The sequence below is a fragment of the Nocardioides ginsengisoli genome (genome assembly GCF_039537225.1).
In the GTDB taxonomy this organism is placed as follows: Bacteria; Actinomycetota; Actinomycetes; order Propionibacteriales; family Nocardioidaceae; genus Nocardioides; species Nocardioides ginsengisoli.
The window spans coordinates 25,191-37,770 of the sequence record NZ_BAABAC010000052.1 but is presented as its reverse complement, the minus strand read 5'-3'; the positions used below and the strand labels follow the sequence as shown (position 1 = coordinate 37,770).

11 protein-coding genes are annotated in these 12,580 nt (G+C 73.7%); 6 read left to right on the top strand and 5 right to left on the bottom strand.

The features are described 5' to 3' along the window. Positions 1-64: 64 nt before the first annotated feature. Positions 65-787, bottom strand: coding sequence for a hypothetical protein (locus AB4880_RS25850; RefSeq protein WP_367922111.1), 723 nt, complete (start codon positions 785-787; stop codon positions 65-67). A gap of 121 nt (positions 788-908) precedes the next feature. After that, the gene (locus AB4880_RS25845; RefSeq protein WP_367922110.1) at positions 909-2,255 is read right to left on the bottom strand and encodes a protoporphyrinogen/coproporphyrinogen oxidase; all 1,347 of its coding nucleotides are present in this window, start codon (positions 2,253-2,255) and stop codon (positions 909-911) included. 59 nt (positions 2,256-2,314) lie between these two features. On the opposite strand from AB4880_RS25845, the gene AB4880_RS25840 reads away from it, so the two are divergent. From AB4880_RS25840 to AB4880_RS25830, 3 genes are read left to right on the top strand one after another with little or no spacing between them, the layout of a single operon-like run. After that, the gene (locus AB4880_RS25840) at positions 2,315-3,283 is read left to right on the top strand and encodes a DUF4349 domain-containing protein (protein ID WP_367922109.1); all 969 of its coding nucleotides are present in this window, start codon (positions 2,315-2,317) and stop codon (positions 3,281-3,283) included. Between the two features lie 58 nt (positions 3,284-3,341). Next, positions 3,342-4,265 carry a LysR family transcriptional regulator gene (locus AB4880_RS25835; protein WP_367922108.1) on the top strand — a complete coding sequence of 308 codons (924 nt, stop codon included), beginning with the start codon at positions 3,342-3,344 and terminating at the stop codon, positions 4,263-4,265. Positions 4,266-4,272: 7 nt separating this feature from the next. Further along, the gene (locus AB4880_RS25830; protein ID WP_367922107.1) at positions 4,273-5,016 is read left to right on the top strand and encodes an NYN domain-containing protein; all 744 of its coding nucleotides are present in this window, start codon (positions 4,273-4,275) and stop codon (positions 5,014-5,016) included. 14 nt (positions 5,017-5,030) lie between these two features. On the opposite strand, the gene AB4880_RS25825 is transcribed toward AB4880_RS25830, so the two are convergent. Then, complete coding sequence (locus AB4880_RS25825; protein ID WP_367922106.1) at positions 5,031-7,376, bottom strand: hypothetical protein; 2,346 nt, start codon at positions 7,374-7,376, stop codon at positions 5,031-5,033. 59 nt (positions 7,377-7,435) lie between these two features. Further along, positions 7,436-8,491, bottom strand: coding sequence for a uroporphyrinogen decarboxylase (hemE, locus tag AB4880_RS25820; RefSeq protein ID WP_367922105.1), 1,056 nt, complete (start codon positions 8,489-8,491; stop codon positions 7,436-7,438). 69 nt (positions 8,492-8,560) lie between these two features. Between hemE and AB4880_RS25815 the strand changes: the two genes are divergently transcribed. Together AB4880_RS25815 and AB4880_RS25810 are read left to right on the top strand one after the other, a co-directional pair. Continuing rightward, a complete protein-coding gene (locus tag AB4880_RS25815) occupies positions 8,561-9,175 on the top strand; it encodes a DUF3000 domain-containing protein (protein ID WP_367922104.1) in 615 nt (204 codons plus the stop codon). After that, the gene (locus AB4880_RS25810) at positions 9,175-10,527 is read left to right on the top strand and encodes an HRDC domain-containing protein (RefSeq protein WP_367922103.1); all 1,353 of its coding nucleotides are present in this window, start codon (positions 9,175-9,177) and stop codon (positions 10,525-10,527) included. The genes AB4880_RS25815 and AB4880_RS25810 overlap by 1 nt, the downstream gene beginning before the upstream one ends. Here AB4880_RS25810 and AB4880_RS25805 read toward each other — a convergent pair. Further along, complete coding sequence (locus tag AB4880_RS25805) at positions 10,461-11,861, bottom strand: extracellular solute-binding protein (RefSeq protein ID WP_367922102.1); 1,401 nt, start codon at positions 11,859-11,861, stop codon at positions 10,461-10,463. The genes AB4880_RS25810 and AB4880_RS25805 overlap by 67 nt on opposite strands. A 104-nt stretch (positions 11,862-11,965) precedes the next feature. Here AB4880_RS25805 and AB4880_RS25800 point away from each other — a divergent pair, with 104 nt between their 5' ends. Further along, positions 11,966-12,565 carry a hypothetical protein gene (locus AB4880_RS25800; RefSeq protein ID WP_367922101.1) on the top strand — a complete coding sequence of 200 codons (600 nt, stop codon included), beginning with the start codon at positions 11,966-11,968 and terminating at the stop codon, positions 12,563-12,565. The last annotated feature ends 15 nt before the right edge of the window (positions 12,566-12,580 follow it).

The window sequence follows — 12,580 nt, the reverse complement described above, 5'->3', positions numbered from 1 at the left end:
ACATTGTGCAGCCGGTCCGCGCCCCCACGACGCGGACCGGCTGAATTGGTCAGGCTGGGCTCGATCACTTGCGGCCGCGGAACGCCTTGTCGCCGGCGAGGAAGCCGAGGGCGATGACGATGAGGCCGATCGGACCGGTCATGCCGGCCATGTACTGCAGGGGCGAGATGCCGAGCAGCAGGGTCAGGCCACCGCCGAGCAGACCGACCAGGCCGATCCACTTCGGCACGCCGCCCTTGCGGGACGCGCCGAACAGGGTGATGCCGGACAGGCCGAGCAGGCCCCAGCACCACGGCACGGTGCCGATCCAGTGGTTGTAGAAGGCGGAGTTCTCGGGCGCGACGAGCTTGGTGTCGCCCGCGGCGAAGATGAACTCGGTGTCGAGACCGGAGCCGATGATCAGGACCATCGCGGTGATCAGGACGCCGGAGAAGGCCACCAGCGGCAGCACGCTGTCGGCGCCCGTCGTCGCCCGCAGCCGGCGGTAGAGCCCCGCGGCGAAGACGATCATCAGCACCGCGCTGACCATCGAGGTCAGGTGGAAGGCGAGCATCTGCGGGACCATGTCGCCGAGCGCCTTCGCGACGGCGACCGGGTCGCCGGCGTTCTTGTCGTCGTAGACGGCGTGGACGCTGGAGGAGGCGACCACCATGCCGACTCCGGCGACGCCGGCCAGGAGGCCGGCGAGCGCCCAGCGGGTGGGCGGGTAGGTGGTGGGCGTGGCGTGCGACTCGGCACCGACGGGAGCGTCGGCGGCGGCCGGAGGGACGTAGGTGTGTGCGGTCATGGCAGGAAGGTGCCGGGCCCGGTGTCCCGCTCGACAGGGACAACCCGGTAGACCTCGCGGGACGATCGTGCCGCCGTAGCGTCATTCGTTCTGTGGGTGAGAGCCCACAGCACGTAGGACGTCAGCTCGCCAGGGCCTCCGCGGCGCGCTCGGCCGAGCCGATGGTGGCCGGGATGCCGACGCCGTCGTACGCCGCGCCGCACAGCGCGAGACCGGGGACGTCGGCGACCGCCGCGCGGATCCGGGCGACCCGGTCGGCGTGGCCGACCCAGTACTGCGGCAAGCCGCCGCCCCAGCGCTGCACCACCGCGTCGACGGGTAGGGCGCCGGCGGGCAGGCCGGTCGCCGTGGCCAGGTCGGCGAGGGAGGCGCGGACCAGCGCGTCGTCGGGCACCTGGAGCGAGCCCTCCTCGCCGTACCGGCCGAGGGAGGTGCGCAGCACGAGCAGCCCGTCGCCGGTCCGGCGGACCCAGTCCCACTTGGCGAAGGAGAAGGTCGACGCCTTCACGCGACGGCCGTCGACGGGCGGGACCAGGAAGCCGGACGCGCCGGTGTCGAGCGCCTCCGCGACGCTCGGGTCGTCGGCGCGGAAGGCGAGGGTCACCAGCGCCACCGAGGCGTAGCGGATCTCTTCGAGCTCGGCGGCGGCCGCGGGCGCCAGGTCGGCGAGGAGACGGGCGGTCGGGGCGGCGGGCGTGGCGAGGACGAGCAGGTCGGCGGACTCGTCGCCGCGCGAGGTGGTGAGCGTGAAACCCGCGCCGGTACGGCGGATCGCGGTCACCCGGACGTCGTACCGGACCTCGCCGTGCCGCTCGGCGAGGTCGGCCGCGAGCGCCTCGGGCAGCCGCCACATCCCGCCGTCGACGCCTGCGAACACGGGCGGCGCGTCGGCGGGCGGCGCCGGGACGACGACCTCCGGCCGGGCGAGCAGGTCGAGCAGCTGGGGCGCCGCGGAGCGCGCGGAGATCCGCCGCGCCTGGCCGGCGTAGACGCCGCCGAGCAGGGGCTCGACGAGACGATCGACCACCTCGTCGCCGTACCGGTCGGCGACGAGGGCGCCGACCGCGACGTCGCCGTCGACCGCCGGGACGTGCTGCGCGCGGGCGCGGGCGAGGCCGTCGGCGGACAGGATCCCGGTGGCGGCGAGGTCGTCGAGGTCGAGGGGTGCGCCCATCACGGTCCGGGGCAGGCGGCGCAGCGCGTCGCGGGTCCAGACGCGGGAGGTCGCGAGGGTCGGATGGGTCAGCGGCAGGTCGAGCGCGCGGGCGAGCGCGACGCCTTCGGGCCGGCGGTTGAGCATGGCCTCGGCGCCGATGTCGACGGTCACGCCGGCGACCTGGCCGCCGTGGAGCTTGCCGCCGACACGGTCGGTCGCCTCGAGGACGACGACGTCGTGGCCGGCCTCGGCCAGCCTCCGAGCCGCCGTCAGACCGCCGATCCCCGCTCCCACGACCACCGCCCGGCTCACGGCCCCAGCCTGCCATGCGCGCCGGGGAACCGGTGCGGCGGTCGGAGCGTCCGAGCGACATGAAGCCGACGCCGCATCCCGTCCGCACCCGCCTGTCCCTGGCCGTCGCCGGGCTCGCCTCGCTCGTCGCCCTCGCCGCGTGCGCGTCGGGCGGCTCCGCGAGTGACGCGGCGTCGAAGCGCGCCGCCGAGCCGGCCTCGGCGCCGGCGGCGGCGAAGGGGGGCCCCGCGGGTGCCCTGAGCTATCAGAAGGACGCCTCCGTGCAGGACTCCGGGCAGGGCTCCGTGCAGGACTCCGTGCAGGACTCCGTCAAGCAGGACGCCGCCGCGGACGACGCGATCATCTCGACCGGCAGCGTCTCGCTCGAGGCGACGGACGTGGCGACGGCGCGGCTCGACGTACGCAAGATCGTCGACCGGTTCCACGGCCGCGTCACCGAGCAGGAGACGACGACCGGCGACAAGGGCGAGCTGTCGACGGCGCGGATGGTGCTGCGGGTCCCGAGCGCGAGCTTCGACGAGGCGGTCGCGGCCCTGGAGGGCGTGGCGACGCTGACCGACTCCAGCACCAGCTCGGAGAACGTCCAGGCCGAGGTCGTCGACATCGCGGCGCGGGTGCGGGCGCAGCGTGCGAGCGTCGACCGGATCGAGGCGCTGCTGGCGCGGGCGCAGACGATCCAGGAGATCGTCGCCATCGAGGCCCAGCTCGCGAGTCGGCAGTCCGACCTCGACGCGCTCGTGGCCCGGCAGCGCTATCTCGCGGACCAGACCAGCGAGTCGACGATCAACGTGTACGTCGAGCACGCGGCCGCGCACCACGCGAAGCCGAAGAAGGCGCGGACCGGCTTCCTCGGCGGGCTCGAGAAGGGCTGGGACAGCTTCGCCGACGGGCTCGGCGGTGCGGCACTCGTGCTCGGGTTCGCGCTGCCGTGGCTCGCGCTCGGGGCCCTCGTGGGGACCCCGATCTGGCTGGCCGTACGCCGTCGCCGCCGCAACGCCCCGGCGCCCGCCGCGGCCGCCGCTCCCTGAGTCACCGAAGGCGTGCTAGTGTTTCTCTAGTCGATTACTTGACTTTGAGGAGCGCGCGATGCGGATCGAACAGCTGGAGTACCTGGCGGCGGTGACCCGGCACGGATCCCTGCGCCGGGCGAGCGAGAACCTGCACCTCTCCCAGCCCGCACTCAGCGAGGCGCTCACCAAGCTCGAGCGCGAGCTGCGGGTGACGCTGCTCGACCGGCACCGCTCGGGCGCCCGGATCAGCCGCGAGGGACGCGAGCTGCTGCCCTACATGACCGAGGTCCTCGACGCGGTCGACCGGCTGCGCGCAGCGGCCGGCACCCGCCGTACCGACGCGCGGATGATCCGGATCGGCACCGTCCACGCCGCCACCACGACCCTGCTCGTCCCGGCCGTCGACGCCTTCCAGCTCAGCCACCCGGGCACCACCGTCGAGGTGATCGCGCTCCCCCAGCCGCAGATCGACGAGGGCCTCGTCGACGGGTCGATCGACCTCGGGCTGGTCAACGTCCTCGACGGCGACGACGCCCCGGTCGGCCTCGACGGCGAGGACCTGCTGCACGGCCGGCCGGTCGCCGTCCTGCCCGCGGGGCACGTGCTCACCGCCCGCCCCCAGGTGACGATCGAGGAGCTGCGCCAGCAGCGGTTCGTGCTCATGCGCGCCGGCCACGTCATGCACCGCTACGTGCAGCGCGCCTTCGCCCCCGAGGCCCCGCCCGCCGCCCACAGCACCGACGGCGCCGAGCTCGGCAAGGCCCTCGTCGCCGAGGGCGTCGGCATCACGATCCTCCCCGACTACGCCGTCCACGGCGACCCGCTGCACCGGCTCGGGCTGATCGAGACCCGCGCGATCGCGGGCGAGCAGACGACGCTCACCCTGCAGCTGCGCCGTCGTACGACGCTGCAGCAGCCGCTCGCCGTACGGGAGCTGCAGGGGGCGTTGGCGGCGCGGGCGGCGGAGTACCGCGCCGCGGCGACCACCGCCGCGTCATGATGAGGCGATGACCGACACCCGCATCGCCGTCCTCATCGATGCCGACAACATCTCCCCCAAGTACGCCGCCGCGCTGCTCGAGGAGCTGGCGGCCTACGGCGTCGCGACGGTCAAGCGCGCCTACGGCGACTGGACGACCGCGAGCCTCGGCGGCTGGAAGTCCGAGCTGCACAAGCACGGCATCGTCCCGTTCCAGCAGTTCGCCTACACGAAGGGCAAGAACTCCACCGACTCCGCGCTCATCATCGACGCGATGGACCTGCTCTACGCCGGCAACGTCGAGGCGTTCGCGCTGGTGTCGAGCGACAGCGACTTCACCCGGCTGGCGACGCGGATCCGCGAGTCCGGCAAGCGGGTCTACGGCATCGGCGCGCGCAAGACGCCGCAGTCGTTCGTGGCGGCGGTCGACACCTTCATCTACGTCGAGGTGCTCGGGCAGGAGGGCGAGCCCGGCGACGCGGACGAGGCCCCCGAGGAGCCCACGACGCCATTGCCCAACCTGCAGAGCCTGCTCACCCGTGCCGTCAACGCCACGTCGGACGACGACGGCTGGGCCCACCTGGGGGCGATCGGCAGCTATCTGCGCTCCCTCGACTCCTCCTTCGACCCGCGCCTCTACGGGTCGCCCAAGCTGGCCGCGCTGGTCGAGGCGCAGCCCTACCTGACGACCAGCGGCGGCGGCAGCAGCGGCGTCCGCGTGGGCCTCAAGGGCAAGACGACCGCCCGGAAGGCCGCGACGAAGAAGTCCTAGGAGGGCGCGGCCGGTCAGGCCACCTTCCTGGTGGCCGCCGAGACCTTCACCACCGTCAGGCAGCCCGGACGGGAGGCGGTCACCCGGACCGTGATCCGCTTGCCCCGGTCGGCCTTCACCAGCCGGTACGTCGCGCCGGTGGCGCCCTTGATCGCCTTGCCGTTGCGCAGCCACTGATAGCGGAGCGTCGGCGTCGGCGCCCACGTGCCGGCCCGGGCGGTCAGCTTCCTGCCCACCTTCGCGGTGCCGGCGATCTTCGGCGTGGGCGTCGTCGCGAACGTCCCCGTGACCGCGGCGGTGGCACGTGAGGTCTTCACCTCGGTGACATAGCCGGCCTTGGTCGCCGTCACCCGCACCGAGATCGCCTTGCCGGCGTCCGCCGCCGTGAGCTGGTACGTCGGGCCGGTGGCGCCGGCGACGGGGCTGCCGCCGCGGAGCCACTGATAGGTGAGAGACGGCGCGGGGTCCCACGTGCCGGTGACCGCCGTGAGCGTCTGGCCGACGATCGTGCGGCCGGAGACGGTGGGCTCCGGCGCGGTGGCGAAGGGCGCGAGCACCGCTCCCGCGGGCACCGAGGTCGTCGACGCCGTCGCGTAGCCGGGCAGCGTCCCGGTGACCCGGACCGTGATGGTCCGGCCGGCATCGGCGTCGGCCAGGACGTAGGTCGAGGCGGTGGCGCCGTCGATCGCGACACCGCCGCGCAGCCACTGGCGGGCGAGCGTGACACCGGTCGGACCCCACGTCCCGGCGTCCACGGTCAGCGTGCCGCCGACGACGGCGTCACCGGACACGGTCGGCGTCGCCGTCGTCAGCGTGCCCTGCTGCACCGCGGCGGTCGCGGCCGACGTCTTCGCCGCGCTCTGGTAGCCGGTGAGCGATCCGGTGACCCTCACCGTGATGGTCTTGCCCGCCTCGGCCGCCGTCGGGACGAAGGTCGTCCCGGTCGCGCCGCTCACCTTCGTGCCGCCGGCGAACCACTCGTAGGCGAACGACGGCGTCGGCGTCCAGGTGCCGGGCTGGGCGGTGATCGTCTGGCCGACCACGGGCTGCCCCGTGATCGTGGGCGTGCCCTGCGCCAGCACGCCCTGGACCACGGCCGTCGGGTCGGAGGTCGTGGTCACCGGCGGATAGCCGCCGGCGAGCGTGCCGGTCACCTTGACCGTGATCCGCTTGCCGCGATCGGCCTCGACCAGCGGGTACGTCGACGCGGTCGCGCTGGTGATGGCAGCGCCGTCGCGCAGCCACTGGTAGCTCAGGACCACGCCGCTCGGCCCCCACGTGCCCGGGGTGGCGGTCAGGACCTGGCCGACGACCGCGCTGCCCGAGACGGTCGGCTTGGTGCCGGTGACACCGCCGCCGACGGTGGTCTGCGCCGAGACGCGGAGCGTGCCCGTGCAGCAGTCCCAGTTGTAGACGCTCATCCGGAGCTCGACGGTGGCGCCGGCCATCGCGGGGGTGAGGTCGAGGCTGCTGTTGGCGAGGTCGACGGTGCTGCCGACCTGCTTGCCGTCGACGTACCAGGAAGCCATCGGCTGGGTGCCGGCCGGCGAGAACGTCATGCCCGGCTGGATCGTGAGCCGGTTGCCCGGCATCGGGGTGCCTTGGATGGCGAGCGTCCCGGTCATCGTGGGCGTGCTGCCGCCGACCGGCCCGACGGAGAACGACGACGTCGCGGTGCGGTAGCCGGCGAGGGTGCCGGTGACCTCGACGGAGAGGTCCTTCCCGGCGAGGGCCGCGGTCGGGGTGAAGGTGGCGCCGGTCGCGCCGGGGATGACGACCCGGTCGCCCGCCGCGTAGGTCACCCACTGGTAGCCGAGCGCCACGCCCGCCGGCCCCCACGTGCCCGGCCGGACGGTCAGCGGCACGCCCGCCTTCGCCGCGCCGTCGACCCAGGGGTGACCGACCGTGAGCGAGGACCCGGCGGACGGCAGCGTGACCGTGCCCTGGAGCACCGGCTCGGCGAGGGACGGCGTCCACTCGGTCGCCGTCGCGAGCGTCGTCGCGTTGGTCCAGCACCGGTCGGCGTAGCGCTCGGCCCGGGTGTTGTACTCGTAGTCGTCGTCGTAGAAGCACACCTTGTAGGTGGCGCCGGCCTCGACCGTGCGGTCGAACCCGCCATCGGCGTCGGTCAGCAGCGGGCCCATCTGCAGGCCGTGGTCCCACTCGCCGGTGGCCGGATCCTTCGTGAAGACGTTCCAGCGGACGTTGGCCAGCGGCGCGCCGCCGGGCGCCACCGCGCGGAGCTGGATCGCCGGCGTGACCGTGACGGCCGAGGTGGCCGCGCGGGCCGCCGACGGCGGGAGGAGGAGCAGGGCCGCCCCGAGTGCGATCGTCATCAGGGCCCGCGAGATCAGCTTCACACCTCAGATCTACCCGCGCCCCCTGCGCGCCTGAACCGCGGAAACCGCGGAAGTCGGGCTCAGCCCAGCGGGTAGCCCTGCACGAACTCGGTCAGCCGGGCCAGCTGGTCGGGGTTCGTGCTCGGGATCACGCCGTGGCCGAGGTTGAAGATGTGGCCCCGGGCGGCGCGCCCGGCCTCGATGATCTCGGCCGCGCGGGCGGTCATCACCTCGGTGGGCGCGAAGACGAGCGTCGGGTCGAGGTTGCCCTGGACGCCGCGGTCGCCGACGAGCGGGATCGCCCGCTCGAGCGGCGTACGCCAGTCGACGCCGACCACGTCGGCGCCCGCCTCGCCCATCAGGTCGAGGAGGTTGGAGGTGCCGACGCCGAAGTGGATCCGGGGGACGCCGAGCGCGCCCACGCGCTCCAGGACGCGCGCCGAGTGCGGCTGGACGTAGCGGACGTAGTCGGCCGGGGTCAGCGCGCCGGCCCACGAGTCGAACAGCTGGACGGCGGACGCGCCCGCGGCGACCTGCGTCTCGAGGAAGACGGCGGAGACGTCGGAGATCTTGCGCAGCAGCGCGTCCCAGACGTCGGGGGCGCCGAACATCAGCGCCTTGGTCTTCGCGTGCTCCTTCGACGGCCCGCCCTCGACCAGGTAGGACGCCACCGTGAACGGCGCGCCGGCGAAGCCGATGAGCGGCGTGCCGCCGTTGATCGCGCCCAGCTCGCCGACGAGGCCCTCGACCGCCTGGGTGATGAAGCCGATGTGGTCGGGGGTCAGGTCGGGGATCGCGGCGACGTCGTCGAGCGTGCGCACCGGGTTGGCCACGACCGGGCCGACGCCGGGGACGATGTCGAGGTCGACACCGACCGCCTTGAGCGGCAGCACGATGTCGGAGAAGAAGATGGCCGCGTCGACGCCGTAGCGGCGGACGGGCTGGAGGGTGATCTCGACGATCAGGTCGGGATCGGCGCAGGAGTCGAGCATCGCGACGCCCTCGCGCACCTTGAGGTACTCCGGAAGCGACCGGCCGGCCTGCCGCATGAACCAGACGGGCGTGTGCGACACCTCCTCACCACGGGCGGCCTTGAGGAAGGCGCTGTCGGCGAGGGGGCTGGCGGTGTCGGTCACGGGACCAGGGTCTCAGGTGCACGGCGTGGGACGCACATCGATCGGGCTCCGAGGACCTATGGTGAGCCCATGGTCGCCCGGCAGGAGACGAGCCAGGGGTCCGGCGCGGCCGGCACACCCCCCGAGTTCGCTGCTGCCGTCGCAAGCCTCCGTACGGCGACCTTCCGGCCCGAGGTGTTCTGCGAGGAGATGCCCGCGCCCCAGCGGATCGCCCCCTACGCCACCGCGCTGTCGGCCGACGTGACCGTCGACGACGAGGAGGTCGCCACCGGGCGGCTCGTCGTCCTGCACGACCCCGCGGGCAATGACGCGTGGGAGGGCACCTTCCGCTGCGTCGCCTACTGTCGCGCCGAGATCGACCACGACCTCGCCACCGACCCGATGCTCACCGACGTCGGCTGGACCTGGCTGACCGACGCGCTCGCCGCGCACGGCGCCGAGCACGTCGCCGTGTCCGGCACGGTGACCCGGGTCGCGACCGAGAGCTACGGCACGATGGCCGGCGAGCCGGGCAGCGCCCAGCTCGAGGTCCGGGCGTCCTGGACCCCGGTCGACCCGAGCGCCCTGGCCACCCACGCCGAGGCGTGGGGCGAGCTGATGTGCACCGCCGGCGGCCTGGAGCCCGTGCCCGAGGGCGTCGCCGTGATGCCCTCGCGCCGCGGCCAGCGAGGCGGCGCCGGCTGATGGCGGACCAGCCGAAGAGCGCCGGCGCGAACGACGGAGCGGAACAGGCCGACGAGACGGAGCCGGTCGAGCTGCTCACCCTCGCCGACGGCCTCCCCCCGGTCATCGACACGCCGGAGGCGCTCGCGTCGTACTGTGCCGCGGTCGCGGCGGGCTCCGGCCCGGTCGCCATCGACGCCGAGCGCGCGTCGGGCTACCGCTACTCCAACCGCGCCTACCTGATCCAGGTCAAGCGCGAGGGCGCCGGCATCGGCCTCATCGACCCGATCCCGTTCCCCGACCTGTCGCCGCTCGCCGACGCGATCGGCGACGCCGAGTGGATCCTGCACGCGGCCACCCAGGACCTCCCCTGCCTCGCCGAGGTCGGCCTGCGCCCCAGCGCGCTCTTCGACACCGAGCTCGCCGGCCGGCTGCTCAGCTATCCGCGGGTCGGCCTGGCCACGCTCGTCGAGACCCTGCTCGACCGGCGGCTGCTCAAGGAGCACTCCGCCGTCGACTGGTCGACGCGGCCGCTGCCCGACACCTGGCTGGAGTACGCCGCGCTCGACGTCGAGGTGCTCGTCGAGCTCCGCGCGGTGCTCATCGAGCAGCTCGACGAGGCCGGCAAGTCCGACTGGGCGCGCCAGGAGTTCGAGAATCTGCGCGGCTTCCAGCCGGCCGTGCGCGTCGACGCGTGGCGCCGTACGTCGGGCCTGCACAAGGTCCGCGGCCGCCGTACCCTCGGCGCGGTGCGGGAGCTGTGGGAGACCCGCGACCGGATCGCCCGCGAGCGCGACGTCACCCCCGGCCGGCTGATCCCCGACGCGGCGATCGTCGCCGCCGCCACCGCCATGCCCGCCAACCGCGGCGCGCTGCTGTCGACGCAGGGCTTCCACGGCCGCGGCGCCTCGCGCTACGCCAACGAGTGGCTGGCCGCGATCAAGGCCGCCGCCGACATGCCCGAGGACGACCTCCCGACCCGGGTCACCCACGGCGACGGCCCGCCCGCGCCGCGGACCTGGGCCGACAAGGACCCGGTCGCCGCCCGGCGCCTCGAGCTCGCGCGCGCCGCGGTCGCGGCGATCGCGGAGGAGCACGCCGTACCGCTGGAGAACCTGCTCACGCCCGATAGCCTGCGCCGGGTGATGTGGTCACCGCCGCGCACCCGCGACGCGGTCGAGCTGCTGGAGGCGGTCATCGACCAGCTCCGCGGGCTCGGCGCGCGCAGCTGGCAGATCGGGCTGACCGCGCCGGCGCTGAGCCGCGCCATCCTCGACGCCGAGGCGCCGAAGAAGAAGCGGAAGGCTCAGCGGGTCGCCGAGTCGGAGGGCTCGTCGGACGCCGAGTCCGAGGGCGACTCCGACGGCGTGTAGCTCGGGTCGAGCAGGGTCCGCGACTTCTCGTCGATGGCGAGCAGCGCCGCCTGCAGGTCGTCGAGGGAGGGCGTCGTGAACAGCGCCTCGATGTCGGGATTGACCAGCTGACGCAGCTCGGTGATCGAGGTGATCAGCGGCGGCAGCTCGATCGAGCGCATCGCGTTGTTGAAGACCACCGAGTGCGCCGGGGCCAGGTCGGGCTGCAGGAAGTCCTTCGACAGCGCGATCGTCAGCTTGGCCGGCTGGATGTAGCCGGTCTCGGCGACGCGCGCCACCACCTCGTCGCTGACCAGGTAGGTGAGGAAGTTGGCCGACGCCTCCGCCCGGGCGGGGCGGCTGTGGGCCAGGCAGATGCCGTTGACCTCGGCGACCGTCTTGGAGGAGCCGAGCGACGGCATCGGCATCACGTCGAAGTTGAGCCCCGGCGTGCTGCGGAGCTCGGGCGTGAGGCTGCGGTCGCCGGCGATCATCGCCACCTTGCCGCGCTTGAACCAGTCGAGCGCCGAGCGCTGGGCCAGCTGGCGGGCGCTGAGCGTGAGCCGCGGGTCGCGGAGCAGCTCGAGCGTCTGGCGCAGCGCGCTGGTCGAGCTGTCGTCGCCGAGCGCGAGGCTGGTCGGGGTGTTGTCGTCGTCGAACACCTGGCCGCCGCCGGAGTAGACGAAGGGCGCCAGGCCGCGCAGCGTGGGCTCGATGTAGACGCCGCGCGTCTTGCGCCGCGGCCGGCTCGCGTACTCGGCGGCCGCGCGGAACTCGGCGAAGTTCCAGCCCGAGTTGTCGTCCTTCGGCGTGGGCAGGCCGTCGGTCTTCATCGCGGCGAAGTCGACCAGGTCGGTGTTGTAGTACATGACCATCGGCGACACCGTGTAGGGCATGCACTGCAGGTCGTTGTCGACCGAGAAGGCGGCGACCGCGTCGCGCGCGAAGTCGTCGCCGATCGGGATCTCGCGCTCGGTGAGCAGGTCGAGCAGCGGCTGGTTGCGCTTCTCGGCCATCACCTCGGCGAGGTCGCTGCGCGGCAGCAGGTAGAGGTCGGGCGCCGCGGAGCCGCCGCGGATCGCCTCCAGCATCGCGTCGGCCGTCGGCCAGGACACGATCGAGACGCGGGTGTCCTTGCTGCTCGCGTTGTAGTCGTCGACGACGGACTTGTAGGCCGCGACCTCGTCCTTGTTGCCCCACACCGCGAACTGCAGGTCGTTGCGGGTCACCGGCGCCGGGTGGTCGGCGCGCGGCTTCTCCTTCTCGCTGACGTCGGCCAAGACGATCATGCCGATCAGCACGGCCACGGCGACCGTGAAAACGACCGCGCCCGTCCGCCAGGTGAAGCGACCCACGCCCGTCATCCCTCTTCTCTCCCCCGACTCAGCAAACCGCCGCCACCCTACCGGTGGGTTCGGCGGAACCGGCTGTGTCGGTCGCCACGCCGTAGGCTGGACGGATGTCCGAGCCACGTCGTCATCACCGTCCCGCGCCGCGGGAGACGGCGTTCTTCGAGGAGTACGCCGACGGCACCGACCCCGCCCTGCTGACCGAGGCGGCCGAGCGGGCCGCCGTCCTGCTGGTCCGGGGCGCGCGCTCCACCGACGACAGCGGCGTGGCCGAGCGCCTGGTCCACCTCGCCGACACCGAGGGCATCGAGGCGATCGCCGAGCTCTGGTCGCACGCCCCCGCCGAGTCGCTCGCCGGCTGCCTGTGGCGCCTCTACCTGCTGCGCTCCTGGGTCTACGCCGACCCGACCGGCGTCGCCCGCCAGTTCGAGGCCGGCCGTCGCCACGCCGAGTTCGCCCGCGTCGTCGCAGGCGTCGCCGACCCGCCCGGACCCGACGAGCTGCGGCGGATGATCGACGAGGTCCTGCGCGGGATCGCCGACGGCGAGTTCGCCGACGTCCTCTTCCGCGCGGCCGCCTTCGCCCGCGTCGTCGCCGCCGGCCGCGCCGCCCTCACCGAGGTCCCCGACGCCGACGTCCGCCGGATGCTCGCCCTCGCCGAACAGGTCGAGGCCGCCGGCCATCTCGAGCTCGCGAAGCGCCTCGGCTGACTTCGCAGGAGGTCG

Excerpts from the sequence above, each read along its gene's own strand:
- AB4880_RS25850 (WP_367922111.1), bottom strand. The coding sequence starts at position 787 with ATGACCGCACACACCTACGTCCCTCCGGCCGCCGCCGACGCTCCCGTC.
- AB4880_RS25840 (WP_367922109.1), top strand. The coding sequence starts at position 2,315 with ATGAAGCCGACGCCGCATCCCGTCCGCACCCGCCTGTCCCTGGCCGTC.
- AB4880_RS25835 (WP_367922108.1), top strand. The coding sequence starts at position 3,342 with ATGCGGATCGAACAGCTGGAGTACCTGGCGGCGGTGACCCGGCACGGA.
- AB4880_RS25830 (WP_367922107.1), top strand. The coding sequence starts at position 4,273 with ATGACCGACACCCGCATCGCCGTCCTCATCGATGCCGACAACATCTCC.
- AB4880_RS25815 (WP_367922104.1), top strand. The coding sequence starts at position 8,561 with ATGGTCGCCCGGCAGGAGACGAGCCAGGGGTCCGGCGCGGCCGGCACA.
- AB4880_RS25810 (WP_367922103.1), top strand. The coding sequence starts at position 9,175 with ATGGCGGACCAGCCGAAGAGCGCCGGCGCGAACGACGGAGCGGAACAG.
- AB4880_RS25800 (WP_367922101.1), top strand. The coding sequence starts at position 11,966 with ATGTCCGAGCCACGTCGTCATCACCGTCCCGCGCCGCGGGAGACGGCG.